Here is an 18,383-nt window from a genome sequence, read left to right on the forward strand (position 1 = left end):
GTGCGGGGTCTCGATACGGCCCTGCGGAGCTGCTCGACCAGCACGGGTCCGACGGCGTCGGGAGGCGGGTCAGCCGAGCACGGAGGCGAGGAACGCGAGCTTGTGCTCGTTGTAGCGGTCGGTCGACGGCGATTCCGCCGCCATGTACCCGTGACCGAGGACGGCGTCCTCGAGGGGAGGGAGCTCCGTCCGGTTCTCGACACCCAGCTTCGTGAGGGTGTCGGCGAGCTCGGTCACCTGATCCGGGAACGTGCCGGTGTTGCCGTCGGCGAGGAAGCTCGGCGGGAAGCCCGCGGTCACGTGCTCGATCACGTCGGCCTCGTCCAGCACCGCGCGGGACGTCCCGAAGTAGGTGCGGCCGGAGAGGTCGAACAGCCAGTCGTTCATCAGGTCGGGAGCTTCCGTCCGCCCGAGATCGGCCGGGACCAGACCGGCGCTGTCGAAGACGACGGCCTCGAGGCGCTCGGCGTCCAGCGTCTGCGCGATCCCGGTCTCGCGGGAGTAGTCCTGATCGGTCTGGATCGCGGCGTACTGGCCGACGATCTGGCCGCCGGCACTGCCTCCGGCCAGGATCACGCGGGACATGTCGAGCCCGTAGGAGGCGCCGTTCCGCTCGAGGAACTCCATCGCCTCGCCGAGCTGGATCACGGGGGTCGGGTAGGGCACCTCCGGGGCGAGCGCGTAGTCGAGGGTGACGACGTTGTAGCCGTTCTCGAGCATCGGCCCCGCGCCCAGGGCGAAGTAGGCCGCGCTCCCCGTCGGCGCGTTCGGGTCTCCGTCGTTCTTGCTGCCCGCGATCCACCCGCCGCCGTGGACGACCACGTAGGTCGGACGGCTGACCGAGGGGTCGCCGTCCGCGATGTAGACGTCGAGGAAGCTGTTGGGGTAGGTCGAGCCGTACTCGAGGTCGTTCGTGACGAGTGAACCGTTGAGCTCGAGGGTCTCGGTCGCCCTGCGCGGCTCGAAGGAGTTGCCGGATCCGCCGACGGACTGGAGCAGGGTCGCGACGGGTCGCGGATCGGCGGCGATGCTCACCAGGAGCACGGAGAGTGCCGTGGCGATCGCCGCGACGAGGACCCCGCCACCGCGGAGCACGCGACCGGCGCGACCGCGCGCCGGCCGGCGGCTCCTCCACGCGCCCACCCAGGTCGCGACCGCAAGGACCGCCGATGCACCGAGGGCGACGATCCACACCGGGTGGAGGCCGGTGAGGAGGGAGGCGAGCTGCGCGACGAGCGTGAGCGCCGCCCATCCCGCCAGGAGGTGCCGGCCCGGGAGTCGGTCGTGCCGAAGGGCGACGACCGCGATCGTCGCGGCGAGCAGCGCACTGACGACGCTGAAGGCGGGGGCGAACCGGACCACGAAGGATCCGAGCGCGGTGGACAGCAGCGTCGCGGCGCCCAGGAGGACCAGGGCTCCCGGAAGGCGGAGAGGGGGGGACGATCGTTCGGACCATTGGATTCCTTCATTCGGCAGCAAGTTTGCAAGCAACTGCAATTTAGCAGAGTCCGGCATGTTTGCTACGACGAGTAGCATCGGACCATGACCGAACCGTCTCTCCGCGAGCGCAGTAAGGAGCGCCGCCGCCGCGCGGTGCAGGTGGCCGGCATGCGCCTGTTCGCCGAGCGCGGCTACGAGGCCACGACCGTCTCGGACATCGCGGCGGAGGCGGAGGTGTCGACACGATCGGTCTCGATGTACTTCGACACCAAGCTCGACATCGCGCTCGCGTCCTCCGACGCCGCCGCCGCGCGGTTGACGGCGGCTCTCGCGGAAGCTCCGTCCGGAGCGCCGGTGACCGAGGTGTTCCTCGCCTGGCTCGAGCGCGAACCCGCGCTGGTCGGCGAGGAGGAGTGGCTCCTCCGTTCGCGGATGCTCGAGCGGAATCCCCAGCTGGGCTCGGGAGGAACGGACCAGGCGCGGACGATGCTGCGCGCGTCGGCCGACGCCGTCGCCGCCGATCTCGGGACGACTTCCGACGACGTCGCGGTCCAGGTGGTGCTGGGAGTGCTCGCGGGGGTGCTCTACCAGTTCGAGCGGCTCAGCGCCGTCGCCCGCGAGGACCGGCGGACTCTGGACGTGATGCGGGCGGCGGTCGACGGCGCGTTCGCGGGTGTCCGGCGGCGGGGCTGAGCCCGCGCGCGCCGGCTCAGGGGCGGAGCAGGTCGAGGTAGGACCGCAGGTGCTCGCCGAGCGGGAGGTCGCGGCGGTAGAGCCACTGCAGTTGGAGCCCCCGCACCATCGCCGCGATCTGGTGCGCGGTGACCTCGGGGTCGAGGTCGGCGCGGAGCCGTCCGCGGGACTTCTCGACCGCGAGGCCGGCCGCGATGGCCGCGATGCCGTCCTCCATCCGCTGGTCGGCCCAGGCGTGCGCCGAGTGGTCGCTCCGGACGGCCTCCGCGAGGATCGTCACGTCGAGTCGGATCAGCTCCGGGATCTCCTTGTTCGCCTCGAGCAGATCCGGCAGGAGATCCAGGATCCCGCGCTCGGCGAGGCCCTGCTCGAGAGCCGGCCGCTCGCGCTGCGCCTGCTCCTCGAAGACGGCCTCGAGCAGCTCCTCCTTCGACGAGAAGTGGTAGGAGAGCGCGGCGTGGCTCACGCCCAGCGCCTCGGCGATCCTGCGGAGCGAGAGGCGCTGGAAACCCTGGGAGGCGAAGAGCTCGAGAGCCGTCGAGACGAACTCCTCGCGGCGCTGCTGGCCGTTCGCGTACGGGCCGCGCTTGCGGGTCGAGCCCGTCGCCGGTGCGCGCGCCTGGTCGCCGGGCTCCGTCATCCGCGCCTCCTGAGATCTCCAGCACCTTACCGTCGCGAGGGCGCCGTGCTCGGATCACCGGAGTGAACTCTTGCCGAAGTGGACTACTTCCACTTATGCTCTCGACGGTCACTCCGCCTCGGGTGACGCGGGACTTCGAAGGAGCAGGACATGACGACGGTGCACGGCCACGTGGAGCCCGGTTTCGAGCGGGTCGCCGACGCGTTCCTCCTCAACATCACCGACCGCGACGAGGTCGGTGCGGCCTGCTCGGTCGTGATCGACGGCACCTCCGTGGTGGACGTGTGGGCGGGCACAGGCCGGGACGGCGCTCCGTGGACGCGGGCCACGCGCACGGCGGTGTTCTCGGTCAGCAAGGCCGTCACGGCGATCTGCCTCCTGATGGCCGCCGACCGCGGCCTCCTCGATCTCGATGCGCCGGTCGCCTCCTACTGGCCCGAGTTCGCCACCCACGGCAAGGGCGCGATCACGGTCCGGCACGCGCTCGCCCACCGCACCGGCGTCATCGGCTTCACGCAGCCGTGGAGCGCGGAGTCGCTCGCCGCGTGGGACCCGATCGTCGAGGACCTCGCGGGGCAGTCGCCGCTCTGGGAGCCGGACACCGCGTTCGCCTACCACCCCGTCTCGGTCGGCTTCCTCGCCGGCGAGGTCCTCCGCCGGGCGACGGGGCTCCGCCCCTCCGAGTGGCTCGCGCGGTACGTCACGGAGCCGCTCGGCCTGCTGATGACCTACGGAGCGGACGCCGACCACCCGGAGCTCGCTCCGGTCGTCCTCCCCGCGCGGGGGACCCTCGAGATCCCCCTGTCCCTGCAGGACCACGAACAGCTCGTGCTGCGCTCGGTCCTCGCCGACGGCGCCTACGGCCCCGACCTCTTCTCGGCCGCCACCACCGCCCGCTTCCTCGGCCCCGAGAGCCCGGCGGCGAACGTCGTCACCCGCGCGCGCGACCTCGCCCGGCTGTTCTCGGCCGTCGTGAGCACGGTCGACGGCGTCCGGCTCGTCGGCGACTCCGTGCTCGAGGAGGCGACGCGGCCGCTCTCGTACGGGAAGCCGTTCCTCGGTCCCGACAAGGGCGACGTCTGGGGAACGGGCTTCATGCTCCACTCCGCCCGGCGCGGCATGGCCGGCCCCGGCAGCTTCGGACACGACGGCGCGGGCGGTCACCTCGCGTTCGCGCACCCGGGACTGGGCCTCGGATTCGGCTACCACACGTCCCGCGCGGGCGGCGACGACGACATCCGGGCCGAAGCGCTCTGCGCCGCCCTGCGCGAGTCGCTCTGAGGCACCGGAGACCCTCCGCCGCGTCTGCAGCTCGGCGGTCCACCCCCGTCTGAGGGGCGTAGAACCGGATCTCGTCGATCCGACACGGGTCGTCTGCCAGAGTTCGATCCAGCACTGCTTCCGCCGGAGAGCGCGGACGACTCGACGGTGCAGTTCGAGGAGAGGTGCTGCCAGGTGACGCAGAATGCGCCGATCGATCGGTCGGTGGCGCGGGAGCGGATCCGGCTCGCGGCACTCGACGACCTGCACATCGTGGGCACCGGTCCGGAGGAGCGGTTCGACCGGGTCACGCGGATGGCCAAGGAGCTGTTCGGCGTGCCGATCGCCGAGATCAACTTCATCGACCAGCAGCACCAGTTCACCAAGTCGCCGCAGCGGCCGGGAGGGTCCCACTTCACTCCGCGGACCGACTCCTTCTGCGACGTCGTCGTGCAGCAGCCCGACATCGTCGTCGTGCAGGACGCGCTCGAGGACCCGCGGTTCTCGGAGCGGGGCACGGTCACCGGTCCGCCGCACGTGCGCTTCTACGCCGGCCGCCCGCTCAGCGTGGCCGACGGCGCGCGGGTGGGCACCATCTGCCTGGTCGACACGGCGCCGCGCGACCTCAGCGGCGAGGACCAGGAGCTCCTCGACGAGCTCGGCCGGTGGGTGGAGCGCGAGCTCGTGGAGCAGCGCGCGGCCGACCACGCGGGCTGGACGCAGCGGCAGATGCTGCCCGCGCCGGTGCGCGTCGACGGCTACTCCTTCGCGGGATTCACGCGGCCCCACTCCGAGGTGGCCGGCGACTACTTCTCGGTCGACGTGCTCGAGGGGCGCGTCGACGCGACGCTCGCCGACGTCATGGGCAAGGGCGTGTCCGCGGCTCTCGTCGCCTCGGCCGTCCGCTCGGCGTTCCAGGCCCGACGCGGCTGGGAGCCCGGCGCGGCCGTGACCGCGGTCAACGAGCAACTGCTCGCCGACCTGTCCGCGACGGGCACGTTCGCGACCCTCGTCCACACCAGCCTCGACACGCGGACCGGCGAGCTGCACTACGCCGACGCGGGCCACGGGCTGACCGTGATCGTCCGCGCCGACGGCACCGCCGAGCGGCTGACGTCGTTCGACTTCCCGATCGGGATCGGCGAGGACGTCGGATGGGAGGCGCGCGCGACGACGCTCCTCCCGGGCGACACGCTGCTCTCCTGCTCCGACGGGGCGCTGGACCTGTACGACGGCACCCTGGCGGCGCTCGACGAGCTGGCGGCCCTCGTCCGCTCGTGCGCCGACGACGGCGAGCTCTTCGCCGCGGTCCACGACCTCATCGAGTCGGTCCCGCCCGACGACGACGTCACTCTGCTGGTCCTCCGCCGGGACGAGGAAGAAGGAGGAGAGCGCTGATGCTGTCCGTCACCTACGTGAGCACGGCCTCCGAGACCTTCGGCGACGCCGACCTCGCCGAGCTGCTGCGGCAGAGCCGCGAGAACAACGCGCGCTCCGGTCTGACCGGGATGCTCCTGTTCAAGAACGGCCGCTTCATGCAGGTCCTCGAGGGCGAGGAGGAGGACGTGCTCGAGCGCTACCGCGTGATCGCGGCCGACCCGCGGCACACCGACGTCACCCAGCTGCTGAGCGAGTCGATCGAGGGCCGGCGCTTCCCGCAGTGGTCGATGGGCTTCCCGACGCCCGAGGACGCGGAGCTCCGGCGGGCGCCGGGCTACGACGCGTTCTTCGACTCCCCGCAGAAGCGCCGGAGCAGCTGGGACGAGCCGTCGCGGGCGCAGCTGCTGCTGGACTGGTTCCGGCAGCGGGCCTGAGGGCCGCGGCGCGGCGTCGCGCTCACGAGCCGGCGAACGGATCCACGTGCCGCCACGCCCGCCCGAGGCCGACCTCGCGTCGCAGGGCGAGAAGGGGTGCTGCGGCGGTGTAAGCGCGCCCCCGCTTCTCGCCGGTCGCCTCGAGGAGCCCAGCCTGCGCGAGCGTCGCCAGGTCGCGCGTCGCGGTCTGGGGGCTGACCGTCGCGCCCACTTCGGCGAGCGAGGAGATGTAGCGGCCTCTCGTGAGCGTCGCGCCGAGGAGGGCGTCGAACAGCGCGTCCAGGGCGCGGTCGTCGACGCCGGCCGCGAGGACCATCCTGCTCAGGGCCGTCGTCGCCTCGCTCGCGGCGGCGATGCGGAAGGCTCGCTCCTGGGCCTGGTTGAGGTGCGCGGTGAGCATGAACCGGATCCACGGGCGGGCACGTTCGGGACGCACGAGCCCCGGAGCCCACTCCCCGCAGCCGACCTCGGCGAGCACGTCGTAGTACGCCTGGGTGTGGCGGCCGAGGTACTCCTCCGTCGAGAGGAAGACGGGCGAGACGTCGTCGTCGGCCGCCAGGACGAGGGACTGCAGGATGCGCGCCATGCGCCCGTTGCCGTCTCGGAACGGGTGGATGAGCACGAAGTTGAGGTGCGCCATCGCCGCGTCGACGAGACTGTCGCCGGTGCCGCGCACGGTCGTGGTCAGCTCCTCCATCAGCGGAGGGAGGTCCTCGGCGGGCGCGCCTTCGTGCACGATGTCCCCGGTCGACTCCTGCTGGACGAACACCGGCCCGAGCCGGTAGCGCCCGGGCCGCACCGACAGATCGTGCGACGTCACCATGTAGTGCAGGCTGCGCAGGAGTGTCGGGTCGACGACCACCGGATCCTGCGCGAGCTGGAGGGCGTAGGTCATCGCGAGCTGGTAGCCGAGGAGGGCGCGCGCCGTGTCGTCGCCCACTCCTGGGGGCTGCTCGCCCTGGGCGAGTGCGCCCACCTCGTCGACGCTCGCGGTGATGCCCTCGATGCTGTTCGACCCCTGCACGTTGCGCGCGATCGTCATGCGGCGCAGCGGTGCCGTCCAGCGGTTCGCCTGGCGCACCTGGTGCAGCAGGGAGTCGCTCACGGTCCTGATCTCGCGGCGGACCTCGAGTTCCTCGTCCGTGAGCTCCGGTGCGGTGTACATCGATCCTCCATGACTATTAATAAGCATCATATGACGTCGGGTGCTCACGGCGAACGCGGAGGGCGCGGCAACGGTGAGAGCGCTCCCGGCGGATCGGACCGGGTCCGGTTTGTCAATCGTCTTCACCCCGGTCGGCGGGTTTCCTACGATCGGCTGGTCGGGCCGGATCGCGGTGCCCGGGAGCAGCGAGGGGCGCAGTGCCGGACTTCTCGTTCCTCCGGCCGCGCTCGACGGCGGGGGCGGTGCTCTCGGAGCTCGCCGCGACGGGCGCGCGGCTCGAGGGCCCCGACGTCCGGGTGACGAGCGTGACCGTCAGCGACCGCGAGGTCGAGCCGGGCGGGCTGTTCGCCGCGCTGCCGGGGCGGGGCGCGCACGGTGCCGACTTCGTCGAGCGGGCTCGGGCGGCGGGCGCGGTCGCCGTGCTCACGGACGAGGAGGGGGCGGCGCGCATCGCCGGCCTGCCGGTGCTCGTCGCTCCGGATCCGCGGCGGGTCCTGGGACGGATCGCGGCGCGCGTCTACGGCACCGACTCCGCTCGGCCGCCGCTCTTCGGCGTGACGGGCACGAACGGCAAGACGACGACCGTGCACCTGCTGACGGCGGTGCTCGAGCAGCTCGGGAGGCGCGTCGGGCACAGCTCGACGGCGACGCGACGCAGCGGCCCCGTCGAGATCGCGAGTCGGCTCACCTCGCCCGAGGCGCCGGAGCTGCACGCGCTGCTGGCGCGCATGGTCGAGGACGGGGTGGACGCCGCCGCCCTCGAGGTGAGCGCGCAGGCGCTGACGCGGCACCGGGTCGATGGGCTGCACTTCGATGTCGCGGGATTCACCAACCTCAGCCACGACCACCTCGACGACTACGGCGGCATGGACGAGTACCTGCGGGCGAAAGCGCGGCTGCTGCATCCGTCGCTGTCGCGTCGGGCGGTGGTGCTGCTCGATTCGCCGGCGGGCGAGCGGATGCGCGACCTGGCCGAGGTGCCCGTGGTCACCGTCGCGTCGATCGCCGGCACCGGCGCGGACTGGCGGGTCGAGGTGCTCGAGTCGACGACGACGCGCACCGCGTTCCGGCTGAGCGGGCCCGGCGGCTCGCTGACCACCTCCGTCCCCCTCGTCGGCCGGCACATGGCGGCGGACGCGGGGCTCGCGCTGGTGATGCTGCTGTCGGCCGGGCATCCGCTCCCGGCGCTCGCCGAGGCGGTGCGCGACGGGATCCACGCGCGCGTGCCGGGCCGCTCGCTCCTGGTCTCGGGGGAGCGCGGGCCGCGGGTGTACCTCGACTTCTCGCACACGCCCGACTCGATCGAGAAGACGGTGGCGGCGCTGCGCGAGGTGACTCCGGGACGCGTGATCGTGGTGCTCGGAGCGGACGGCGACCGGGACCCCTCCAAGCGCGCACCGATGGGGCGGGCGGCGGCCGAGGGGGCGGACGTGGTCGTCGTGACCGACCACCACCCGCGGTCGGAGGATCCGGCGCGGATCCGCCGCGCCCTGCTCGAGGGCGCCCGGCTCGGCGGCGATGTGCGCGAGATCGCGGAGCCCGCGGAGGCGATCCGCTCAGCGCTGGGCTCGGCCACCGACTCCGACAGCGTGCTCTGGGTGGGGCCGGGCGACACGGACTACCGCCTGGTGCGCGATGTCGAGGTGCCGTACTCGCCGCGCCGCGACGCGCGCGAGGCACTCGTCGAGCTCGGCTGGGGCTGAGTCGCGGAACGGAGTGGCCCGCGCGTGATCCGTCGCTGATGGTCGCCGCGGAAGGATCAGGACGGCCGTCCGTGACGGATCGACGCGGGCGGAGGCCCGGCAGAGATCGGAGCGCGGCCGTTCGCGACGGATCGGGGCGCTGACCGGTGGTGACGTGGGGCCACCGCGCGCTCAGGCGGCGGGGCGCTCCTGGAACCAGCGGACGAGCTCGCGCAGGGCCGGGAGGGTCAGGCTCGTCTCGCGGTCGCCGGCGAGGTCCTCGAACGTGGTGCGGAAGCCCTCGGGCTGCGCGGTCTCGGGCACGGCGGCGTACGCCATCGACCACTCCGGGAACAGGCGCTCGGTCGTCGTCTCCTTGAGCAGGATGCGGATCGACTCGTGCCGGGGATCGTGCTCGATGGCGTCCATCCGCTCGCGCACCGCCTCGTCGGGGCCCTCGAGCACCTGGAGGAAGCGGCCGTCGCGGTACAGGAGCATGCCGGTGAGGTCGACCCGCGCGTTGTCGGCGCGGCTCTGCTGCAGGAGCGACGCGAGGCGCGCCTCGTCGAACGGGGCGGTGGCGCGGCTGGAGTAGACGAGGGAGAGCATGGGACCGGCTTTCGGGAGGTGTGCCTGCAGTCGATCACGATCGCCGACGCCGCGCAGGGACTGGCTGAGCCGGGTCGGTGCTGCTAGCAGGCCCCCGTCAGACGTCTTGGTCGTCGTCGTACGAGACCGAGTAGGAGCTGCTCATCGCGGACGACGAGTACCCCGCGGTCGTCACCTCGCCGTCCGGACCTGCGTCGTGCGGGCCGGCGTCATACGGGTCGACGTCGTCGCCCTCCGGATCCCGCCGCTCGCCCGGGCTGCCCAGGAGCAGGCGGGTGAGCGACTCCGCCGACGACAGCAGCACCTCGAGCGCGGCCGCCAGGTCGCCGTCGCCGGGTGCGGAGCCGCGGAGGGCGGCGGCGAGGACGCTGCGGCGCATGAGCTCCTTCGCGAACGAGCCGGTCGTCCCCTCCGCCCGCTCCGCCGCGGCATCGAGCGCCGCCTCGCTGAACGGCAGGGCGTCGGCGTACCGGCGGAACAGGCGGCGGCGCGCGTCGAGTCCGGGGAGCGGGATCTCGACGCCGAGGTCGACCCGGCCGGGACGCGCGGCGAGGGCGCGCTCGAGCACCTGCACGCGGTTCGTGGTCATCACGAAGGCCACGTCGGCGTCCCCGTCGAGGCCGTCGAGCGCGTCGAGCACCTCGAACAGCAGCGGCTGCGGGCTGTGCGAGCGCTCCATCGCCACCAGGTCGATGTCCTCGAGCACGACCAGCGCGGGCGGGAAGGTGCGCGCGATCTCGGCGGCGGCGCCGATGAAGCGGATGCTCGACCCGGTCAGCACGATCGCAGTGGTCCCCGGGGTGCGGGAGAGCAGGTGGCGCACCGTGAGCGTCTTGCCGGTGCCGGGAGGGCCGTAGAGCAGCAGGCCGCGCTTGAGGTGCTGACCCGCCTCGAGCAGCTCGGCGCGGTGCTCGCCGATGCCGACGACGTGGTCGACGACGGAGTCGAGCACGCCCTCCTCGAGCACGACCTCGCTCGCGGCGACCGCAGGACGGGGGAGGAAGACGGCTCCGGCGTGACGGCCGAACTCGGTGCCCGCGAACGAGAGCACCTGGCCGCGCAGCACGCTGTGCTCGATCATCAGCGCGTGCAGGCGGCGGACGAACGCCGGCACGACCCCCTCGTCGGCCGCGAGGATCTCGAGCGTCGCGGTCTCGCGACCCACCTGGGGCATCGCGTCCCGTTGCAGCACGGCGACCGGCACGCCCTCGAAGCGGAGCAGGCGCACGCCGAACGCGATCACGCGACGGTCGGAGTCGGGCCCGGTGGCGCGGGTGGCGTACGTCACGGGGCCGGGCGCGAACCGGTTGTAGGGGTTCGCGAGCATCTCGCCGATCGAGGAGTGGGCGCGCTGCTCGCCGCCGCCGACGCCGAGGACGGAGGAGTCGGCTCCCGAGAGGACGTCGAGCGCGAGGTCGGCGTCGACCAGGCGGTGCGGGAGGACCTCCTCGGTCGTGACCGACAGGGTCGTCGCGTCGACGCCGAGATGCTCGCTCACGGCGTCGCCGAGCGGCGTGCGCTCGGCGATCTGCTCGGTCGCGGCGAGCTTCTCGACGTGCTTGAGGTAGCGGGAGACGACCCGCATCAGCTCCCGGTCGGATTCCTCGAGCATGCGGACCTTCCCCCCTGGCGGTGGTCCGCCGTCGGGGGAGACGCTAGCGCGGGTCGGCGGGCGGTGGGGGAACCCGCTCCTGCGGGCTCCCTCGACGCTCCGGGGTTCCTGCGGCGGAGTCACCGCTCGGTCAGCCCCCTCTCGGGGCACGAGCAGACCGGTCGGTTAGCGTGGCGGCTCGCACCGCCCACGGGATCCAGGACGCGCACCGGATCCAGGACGGACAGCCGGAGCCGGGACCACGCACAGGAGGAGACACCATGACCGAGCAGATCGGGATCCCCGAGGCCACCGCACTCGAGCAGCAGCGGCGCACCGTCGCGATCCTCGGGGCCGGAGGCGACCTCACCGAGCGGCTGCTGCTCCCGGGGCTGGGACGGGTCGCGGAGCTCGCGCGCGACTCCGAGCTCACCCTCGTCGGAGCCGCCCGCACGCCGCAGAGCGACGAGGAGTGGCAGGCGCTCGTCCGCCGCAGCCTCGAGGACGCGGGGATCGCGGCGCACACCGTCGACGACCTCGCCTCGCGGGCGCGCTTCGTCGCGACCGACGCCTCCGATCCGGAGCAGCTGGCGGCCCTGCTCGACGCCTGCCCGTCGACGCCCGTGCTCTACGTGGCGCTCCCGCCGGCCATGGGACACGCGGTCGCGGAGTCGCTGGGGCGGATCGAGCTGCCGGAGGACCTCGTCGTCGCGATCGAGAAGCCGTTCGGCGAGGACCTCGACGACGCCGTCTCGCTCAACGCCGCCCTCGCGGCCGTGATCCCCGAGGACCGCCTCTGGCGCATCGACCACTTCCTCGGCAACGCGACGGTGATGGGGATGCTGGGCCTGCGCTTCGGCAACCGGCTGCTCGAGGCGAGCTGGAGCGCCGAGCACATCGAGAAGGTCGAGATCGTCTACGACGAGACGCTCGGGATCGAGGGGCGCGGGAAGTTCTACGACGGCACCGGGGCGCTGCGCGACATGCTGCAGAGCCACCTGCTGATGGTGCTGGCGCTGACGGTGATGGAGCGGCCCGACGAGGTCTCTCCCCAGGACGTCCACGCCCGGATGGCGGAGGCGCTCGGTGCCGTCCGCCTCTGGCGCGACGACCCCGCCACGGCCCGCCGCGCCCGCTACACCGAGGGGCGTCTCGACGGCCGCCTGCTCCCCTCCTACGTCGACGAGCCCGACGTCGACCCCGAGGCCGGTACCGAGACGCTCGCGCAGCTCCTCCTCCAGGTCGACGTCCCGCGCTGGGCGGGCGTGCCGTTCGTGCTGCGCTCCGGCAAGGGGATCGGCGACCCTCGCACCGAGGTCGCCGTGCACTTCCGCGCCGCGACTCCGCCCCGGGGCCTCCGCTCGGGCGGGGAGGACGCCGGGACCGTTCTGCGCCTGTCGCTGAAGGGCGGCGACGTCGGGCTCGACCTGTTCGTGAACAGCGCCGACGACCTGACCGACCTCGAGCGCGCGACGCTGGAGGCGCATCCGGGAACCGCCACCCTCGACGCCTACGGGCAGGTGCTCGCGGGGATCCTGCAGGGCGACACCCTGCTGTCGGTGCCGGGCGACGTCGCCGAGCAGTGCTGGCGCATCGTCACTCCGGTGCTCTCGCACTGGGCCGACGGGGCGGCGCCGCTCGAGGAGTACGAGGCGGGGAGCGCGGGGCCGGAGGGCTGGTGAGCGGGTGCCGTGGCGTCTTCTCGACGGTGATCGGCCGTCGTCGCGCCTCATGGGACGCGGCGCGCTGACACGGTGGGAGCAGTGCGGAGGATCCGCACGCCGGAGACGGCCGATCTCCCGAGGGGGAGCCATGCGCAGCACGACCACACCCGATCTGGGCCGAGGGGGACGCGCGTGATCACGATCCACCTGCGCTATCAGATCGACCCGTCGCTCCTGGACGTGTTCACCGACTACGCCACCCGGTGGATGGCCCTGGTCGACCGCTTCGGCGGGCAGCACCACGGCTACTTCCTCCCGGCGGAGGGGGACAGCGACGAGGCCTTCGCGCTCTTCACGTTCCCGTCCCTCGCGGACTACGAGCGGTACCGGATCGACTCGCTCACCGACCCGGAGTGCATCGCCGCGTACGAACTGGCGCGGGACTCCCGCTGCATCGTGCGCTACGAGCGGCGGATCCAGCGGCCGCTGCTGCCGGGTGGGGCCGAGGGGGTCTGAGGCCGCGGGTGCTCGAGGGCCCGCTCGGCGGCGTCGCACACGCAACATCAGCTGAGGAGGGGGTCCAGCGGCTGACAGGCGAGAGACCCCCTTCCCAGCTGAGGTTCTGCACGGCCGACCGGCTCAGAGCGGGTCGATGCGGAGGATGCGGTCGTCGCCCTCGCGCGGCTCCAGACGGCTGTTCGTGTTACCTGTGACGAACCAGAGCGAGCCGTCCGGGGCCGGGGTGACGGCCCGGATGCGCCCGTAGTCGCCGGTGTAGAGGTCGGTGGCGGAGGAGGGATCGTCGACCGGCACCGTGCGCAGGCGCTCGCCGCGCAGATTCGCGACGTAGACGGTGCCGTCCAGCACCGCGACTCCGCTCGGGCTGGCGTCGGCCGGCGCCCACTGCTGCACCGGGTCGACGAAGTCCTCACCGCCGGCGACGCCCTCGGCCTCCGGCCAGCCGTAGTTCGCCCCGGCAGTGATGATGTTCAGCTCGTCCCAGGTGTCCTGCCCGAACTCGCTGGCGAACATCGTGCCGTCCTCGGCCCAGCCCAGACCCTGCACGTTGCGGTGGCCGGAGCTGTAGACGAGGGAGCCGGGGTACGGGTTGTCCTCGGGAACGCCTCCGTCGGCGGTCATCCGGAGGATCTTGCCCGAGAGTGCGTCGAGGTCCTGCGCGCTCGCGCGGTCGCCCGCATCGCCGACTCCCGCGTAGAGCAGGCCGTCAGGGCCGAAGGCGATCCGCCCGCCGTTGTGGAACGTCGCCGAGGGGAGGCCGTCGAGGATCGTGCGCTCGTTGTCGAGCCGGAGGGACCCGGGCGAGCCGGCGAGGTCGAAGCGCTGGATGCGGTTGCCGTCGGGGCCGGTCGAGTAGGCGTAGAGGCGGCTCTGTTCGTCGACCGCGAGACCCAGCAGCCCGCCCTCGCCCTGGTGCACGACGTCGTCGAGCTCGGCGACCTCGCGGGCCTCGCCGCTGTCGTCGAGCTCGAGGATCCGGCCGGTGTCGCGCTCGCTGACGAGCGGCGTCGTGCCGACGAAGACGATCGACCAGGGGGTGGTGAGGCCGGTCGTGATCTCGGTCGGGGCGGGGGCGGCCGTCGCGGTGGCGGGAGTGGTCGCGGCGCTCGGGTCGCCCGCGGCGGTGCATCCGCTCAAGAGCGCCGCGACGGCGACGGTGAGGCCGAGGGAGGTCGTGGTGCGGCGGGTCATGGCGGTCTCCTCCGTGACGATTCGTGCTCGAGCAGCCGGGTACGTCACCCGGTCACGCTAGACGCGGCAGCTGCGCGATGGCCGGTCGATGGTCCACCGGCCGGCGCCCGCAGTCCTCCGTCGAGGATGTGTCGGAGCGACTCGCCGACTCCCGCGGACAGCGCCGAGCGCGGCGAAGGCACCGGACCGGCGGGCCCCGAGGGGCTCGCCGGTCCGGTGCCATGCGGGAGGCGTCGCAGCTCCTGCGACACTTCCGTCAGCAGCTGCGGCTGGCGTACGCCGTCGTCTGCGTCGTCGACGCCCGCTGGCCGGAGACGGTCCCGGTCCCGACGACGGAGACTTCGCCGGCGGGCATGCTGCTCTGACGTGTAGTGAACGCGACGCTCGCGCTCTTGCCCGCGGCGATCGCCGTGAACGACTTCGAGCCGTAGGCGCTGGTGACGACGGCGTCGATCGGGCCGGTGCTGCGGTTGGTCACCTTGACCGTGAGGATCGACTTCGCGGTCAGGCAGCGGCTGGTGGCGCTCGTCTCGAAGGCGACCACCGGGCCGACGGGAGCGGTGGTCTCCCTGACGAGACGCACCGTCGCGGTGGCCGCTGCGAGACCGGGGAGGGCGAGTCGCGCGGTCGCACCGTCGCTGGTGATCGGCTGGCCCGTCGAGACGCCGTCGACGGTCACCGTGTAGCGACCGGCGGGGAGCTTCGACAGGACGATCGCCGGGGTGCCGGCGACGCCGGCGGGCCGGTCGAGGACCAGCTCGATCGTGCCGAGGTCGTTCGCGACATCGGCACGGGAGTAGCGGGCCCCTGTGATCTCGAAGCGGAAGCCGCCGCGTGTGAACATCGTCAGGCGCTGGCGGACCCCGTCCTTCGGGACGACCCGGGACGAGGTGCCGACCGTCGTCAGGTCCGCTCCGTACGCGTAGGTGCCCACGATCGGATCCTCCACCACGGTGACGGTCGCGGCGCGGACCCCTCCCCAGAAGCCGAGCGCCGACTCGCCGGACCACGCCCACCAGCCGTCGAGGATCGGCATCCAGCCGTACTCGTTGGCGCCCTTCTCGCTCTGGTAGATCCACGACGCTGCGCCGATGTTCGCGGCGAGCGGGCTGATCTGGCCCGAGTTGATGTTGGCCCAACCCGCCAGGTAGGCGCCGTAGGTCGATCGCGTCGCGTCGGCGAAGTCCCGGTCGGAGGTGCTCGCGTAGTTCACCAGGTAGTCGTGCTGCTGCCATGCTCCGAGCTGGCACTCGTAGCTCAGGTTCCACCAGGACTCGCCCATGTGCCGGTTGTCGGAGCCGTAGAAGTACCAGAGCGGCTGGAGCCCGCGGCAGGCGAGGGACGAGCGCTGCACGCGGTCGACGAGCTCGCGGTTCCCGTACATCTTGCCGAGGGTGTACGTCGACTCGAACCCGGTCGTGTCGATGCTGATCTCGGAGCGGAACGGGTACTTCTCGGCGAACAGCACGTCGCGCTTGCCCTCGATCAGCGTCCGCAGGCGGTCGGCCTCGGTGGTCCGCCCGGCACCGCGCAGCGCCTCGAGGATGAAGGGGTAGGTCTGCTCGCCCATGAGTCCGTGCTCACGGGCGGCATCGCCGATCGGAGTCGGCAGCGGGACCTTCGTGTACATGGCTTCGAGGGTCCGGTACGTCAGCTCGAGGTACTCCGCCGAGCTGCGCGCGGTCCCGAGCGACGGGTACTGCGCCGCGATCCGGTGCATCGCGAAGTACGTGTTCGCGACGTGGATGTAGTTGTACACGCGCCAGACGCCCTGGTCGTTCGGGGTGTCGTCGCGACCGTCGTACCAGCGGAAGACCTGGTAGGTCGGAGTGCCGTCGGCGTTCTTCTTGCCCTGGAGGTAGCCGAGCAGGAAGTTGTCGATGTAGTAGTCGATCGCGTCGATCTCGGCCTTCACCGGTGCGACGAGGTTCTTCTCGGCGAGGAAGGCGGCGGGAGCCAGACCCAGGTCGTCGGAGCCGCCGGCCATCCACTCCTTCCACCCGCCACCGGGATAGTCGTCCCAGGTGATCAGCTTCTGATTGCTGAGGTCCCACTGCAGGAACGCGCCGTCGTAGCCGCGGGTCGTCCTGGCCTGCTGCTTCGAGGTGAGGAACGCGGAGTGCAGCCCGATGAGCCTCTCGACCGGTTCGATCGCGTAGTACTGCAGGACGGATTCACGGGTGCCGCCGTACGTGACGGTGACGGTGCTCGCTCCCAGCTGCGGGAGGGAGAGCTCGAAGAGCGAGTAGCCGTTGCGCTCGCCCTGCGGTGTCACCGTGATGTTGCGGCCCGCCTGCCCGACGACGGAGGTGATACCGGACTTGGCGCGGACGGCCAGCGTCGCCTTCTGGTCCTGCGGGATCACCATTCCCGGCAGCGAGACGACGTCGACGACGCCCGCGTCGAAGAGCACATCGCGCAGGTCGGCGTAGTCGGCCGCCCAGCGGAAGGTGAAGCCATAGGTCTTCTCCTGCCCCGGCGCGAGGACGAGAGAGGTGGTGGGCAGGTAAGTGCCGGCCTGATTGCGACGCTGCGGCACGGAGCCGGCCGAGTGGATGTAGAACTCGACGAGTCCTTCCCACTGCGGGTCCCGCTCGCCGAACGGGCCCTCACCGGGACGGGCCTTGTTCTTGAACTCCAGGGATGTGCCGTCCTGGGGCACGAGCACGAGGAACGGGCCCTCGCCGTTGGGCCGCTGCCAGTAGAGGTACGAGCCGTCCTTCGCCACGAAGGAGTGACGCGCCACGTTCTTCTCGTAGATGCCGGTCTGATTGGAGCCGTCCCACCACGAGTTCATCAGGAAGGGCAGTCCGACGTCGACGAACTCCAGCGACTCGGTCGAGGTGTTCCGCAGGGTCATGGTCCAACTGATCCGGTCGCGGGCAGCGCCGGTCAGTTCGTACTTCTGCGTGAGGTCGAATCCGCGGATGCCGTACTGGTTGCCCGCCTGACCGGAGTACGCGACGGTGATCGACGACGCGGTGGAGGTCACCGTGCGGATGTCGTCCGAGAGGCCGGTGATCGCCGGCGCGATCGCGGTCGAGGCGCCCCGCTTGACCCCGAAGACCGCGTCGCCCGTCCATCGGGAGTCGTCGAGGTCGAACTCCGGGCGCAGATCCGGGTTGGAGACGTGGTTGGTCGCGTACTGATCCGTGGGGTTGACGAGGGTGAAGACGCCTCCCGTCGCCTGGTCGACGCGGAAGTCGAAGACGGGGGAGGAGAGGCTGCGGTACGGGCCGACGGCGGCGGCGGCGAGCGGGCCGGCCGTCGCCGCGAGAACAGCACCTCCGGCGGAGCCGACGAGCACCGTGCGTCGGCTGAGGTCTTTCGAGAGCGGGTTCCGACCGGCGAGGGGCGAGGAAGGGGTGTGAGGGAGCTTCATTGCTTCTCTTTCGTGAGGAGGAGGGGGACGTCGAGGAGGGGGTGGAGCTCGCGCGCTACTCCATGAGCGTCAGGGTGAGCGTCGAGCTGTAGTCGCCCGCTTCGCTCGTGGGCAGGGTCTCCAGCGTCAGGTCCGCTGTCGAGGTCCAGGAGCCCTCGGCCGAGACGCCGGCGGAATCCTCCGTGACGGCGAGGAACTCCTGGTCGACGAGACCGACGTCGTTGGGCCCGTCGTCGAAGACCGTGCCGACGTCCGATCCCGCCGAGACCACTCCGCTGTCGCCGCCGTCGATCAGACGCGGCGACCAGCCGAGCTGCCCCGCGGAGATCGGCGACTGACCGGCGGACCCGACGAAGTCGGAGGCGGTGCCCAGCACGTACCAGCCCGCATCCTCCGGGATCTCGTCGGTGGGGCGGGTGTCGGTGACGGTGACGGTCGGCAGTGTGCCGGTGAATCGGCGCAGCTCGGCCGTCGATCCGGTCTCGGTGAGTTCGGCGCTGGTGCCGGCGACACTCATCGAGAGTGCACCGGTACCCGTCAGGGGCGTGATCGTCACGTTGACGTCGACGGCGTCGTCGTCGAGTTCGGCGGCTACGGCCTGCCCGGCGACGGTGGTGAGGAGGAGGCATCCGGCTGCCGCGATCGCGGTGCGGGCCCACAGGGTTCTGAGCGTCATCGGGTCTTCTTTCGGGTCGGACTCGCGGTGACGAGTGAGAGGTGGTGCGGAGGGTTT

At 72.0% G+C, this 18,383-nt stretch carries 15 protein-coding genes; 7 read left to right on the plus strand and 8 right to left on the minus strand.

All coding sequences use genetic code 11. The annotated features are described in order from the left end of the window. Nucleotides 1–69 precede the first annotated feature (69 nt). Nucleotides 70–1,362 (minus strand): alpha/beta hydrolase, encoded by a 1,293-nt coding sequence (locus C1I63_RS06000; protein WP_107574149.1) that lies wholly within the window; start codon nt 1,360–1,362, stop codon nt 70–72. Nucleotides 1,363–1,542: 180 nt separating this feature from the next. Here C1I63_RS06000 and C1I63_RS06005 point away from each other — a divergent pair, with 180 nt between their 5' ends. Continuing rightward, on the plus strand, nt 1,543–2,133 hold the full coding sequence (locus C1I63_RS06005; protein WP_107574150.1) for a TetR/AcrR family transcriptional regulator: 591 nt from the start codon (nt 1,543–1,545) through the stop codon (nt 2,131–2,133). Nucleotides 2,134–2,149: 16 nt separating this feature from the next. Here the strand turns inward: C1I63_RS06005 and C1I63_RS06010 are convergent, their stop codons facing one another. Further along, nucleotides 2,150–2,773, minus strand: a complete 624-nt coding sequence (locus C1I63_RS06010) for a TetR/AcrR family transcriptional regulator (protein ID WP_107574151.1) — start codon at nt 2,771–2,773, stop codon at nt 2,150–2,152. A 150-nt stretch (nt 2,774–2,923) separates the two neighbouring features. On the opposite strand from C1I63_RS06010, the gene C1I63_RS06015 reads away from it, so the two are divergent. From C1I63_RS06015 to C1I63_RS06025, 3 genes are all read left to right on the plus strand, one after another. Continuing rightward, nucleotides 2,924–4,054, plus strand: a complete 1,131-nt coding sequence (locus C1I63_RS06015) for a serine hydrolase domain-containing protein (protein WP_107574152.1) — start codon at nt 2,924–2,926, stop codon at nt 4,052–4,054. 174 nt (nt 4,055–4,228) lie between these two features. Beyond that, nucleotides 4,229–5,431, plus strand: coding sequence for a PP2C family protein-serine/threonine phosphatase (locus tag C1I63_RS06020; protein WP_107574153.1), 1,203 nt, complete (start codon nt 4,229–4,231; stop codon nt 5,429–5,431). Continuing rightward, nucleotides 5,431–5,847, plus strand: coding sequence for a BLUF domain-containing protein (locus C1I63_RS06025; RefSeq protein ID WP_055785181.1), 417 nt, complete (start codon nt 5,431–5,433; stop codon nt 5,845–5,847). The genes C1I63_RS06020 and C1I63_RS06025 overlap by 1 nt, the downstream gene beginning before the upstream one ends. 22 nt (nt 5,848–5,869) lie before the next feature. On the opposite strand, the gene C1I63_RS06030 is transcribed toward C1I63_RS06025, so the two are convergent. Next, on the minus strand, nt 5,870–7,012 hold the full coding sequence (locus tag C1I63_RS06030; protein ID WP_170116327.1) for a Fic family protein: 1,143 nt from the start codon (nt 7,010–7,012) through the stop codon (nt 5,870–5,872). 197 nt (nt 7,013–7,209) lie between these two features. Between C1I63_RS06030 and C1I63_RS06035 the strand changes: the two genes are divergently transcribed. After that, entirely contained in the window at nt 7,210–8,715 is a 1,506-nt protein-coding gene (locus C1I63_RS06035; protein WP_107574155.1) for a Mur ligase family protein, read from the plus strand. 171 nt (nt 8,716–8,886) lie between these two features. Here C1I63_RS06035 and C1I63_RS06040 read toward each other — a convergent pair whose 3' ends face one another. Further along, on the minus strand, nt 8,887–9,303 hold the full coding sequence (locus tag C1I63_RS06040; protein WP_107574156.1) for a BLUF domain-containing protein: 417 nt from the start codon (nt 9,301–9,303) through the stop codon (nt 8,887–8,889). A gap of 97 nt (nt 9,304–9,400) precedes the next feature. Continuing rightward, a complete protein-coding gene (locus C1I63_RS06045; protein ID WP_107574157.1) occupies nt 9,401–10,915 on the minus strand; it encodes an AAA family ATPase in 1,515 nt (504 codons plus the stop codon). A gap of 260 nt (nt 10,916–11,175) precedes the next feature. Between C1I63_RS06045 and C1I63_RS06050 the strand changes: the two genes are divergently transcribed. Both C1I63_RS06050 and C1I63_RS06055 read left to right on the plus strand, forming a co-directional pair. Continuing rightward, on the plus strand, nt 11,176–12,576 hold the full coding sequence (locus C1I63_RS06050; RefSeq protein ID WP_211315579.1) for a glucose-6-phosphate dehydrogenase: 1,401 nt from the start codon (nt 11,176–11,178) through the stop codon (nt 12,574–12,576). A gap of 174 nt (nt 12,577–12,750) precedes the next feature. Next, a complete protein-coding gene (locus tag C1I63_RS06055) occupies nt 12,751–13,074 on the plus strand; it encodes an NIPSNAP family protein (RefSeq protein WP_107574158.1) in 324 nt (107 codons plus the stop codon). A gap of 123 nt (nt 13,075–13,197) precedes the next feature. Here C1I63_RS06055 and C1I63_RS06060 read toward each other — a convergent pair whose 3' ends face one another. From C1I63_RS06060 to C1I63_RS06070, 3 genes are all read right to left on the minus strand, one after another. After that, nucleotides 13,198–14,268: a PQQ-dependent sugar dehydrogenase gene (locus C1I63_RS06060; RefSeq protein ID WP_107574159.1), complete on the minus strand. Its 1,071-nt coding sequence runs from the start codon at nt 14,266–14,268 to the stop codon at nt 13,198–13,200. Between the two features lie 256 nt (nt 14,269–14,524). Next, complete coding sequence (locus tag C1I63_RS06065; RefSeq protein ID WP_107574160.1) at nt 14,525–17,650, minus strand: DUF5695 domain-containing protein; 3,126 nt, start codon at nt 17,648–17,650, stop codon at nt 14,525–14,527. A 55-nt stretch (nt 17,651–17,705) separates the two neighbouring features. Then, the gene (locus tag C1I63_RS06070) at nt 17,706–18,326 is read right to left on the minus strand and encodes a hypothetical protein (protein ID WP_107574161.1); all 621 of its coding nucleotides are present in this window, start codon (nt 18,324–18,326) and stop codon (nt 17,706–17,708) included. Nucleotides 18,327–18,383: the final 57 nt, after the last annotated feature.

Source organism: Rathayibacter caricis DSM 15933, assembly GCF_003044275.1.
Taxonomy (GTDB): Bacteria; Actinomycetota; Actinomycetes; order Actinomycetales; family Microbacteriaceae; genus Rathayibacter; species Rathayibacter caricis.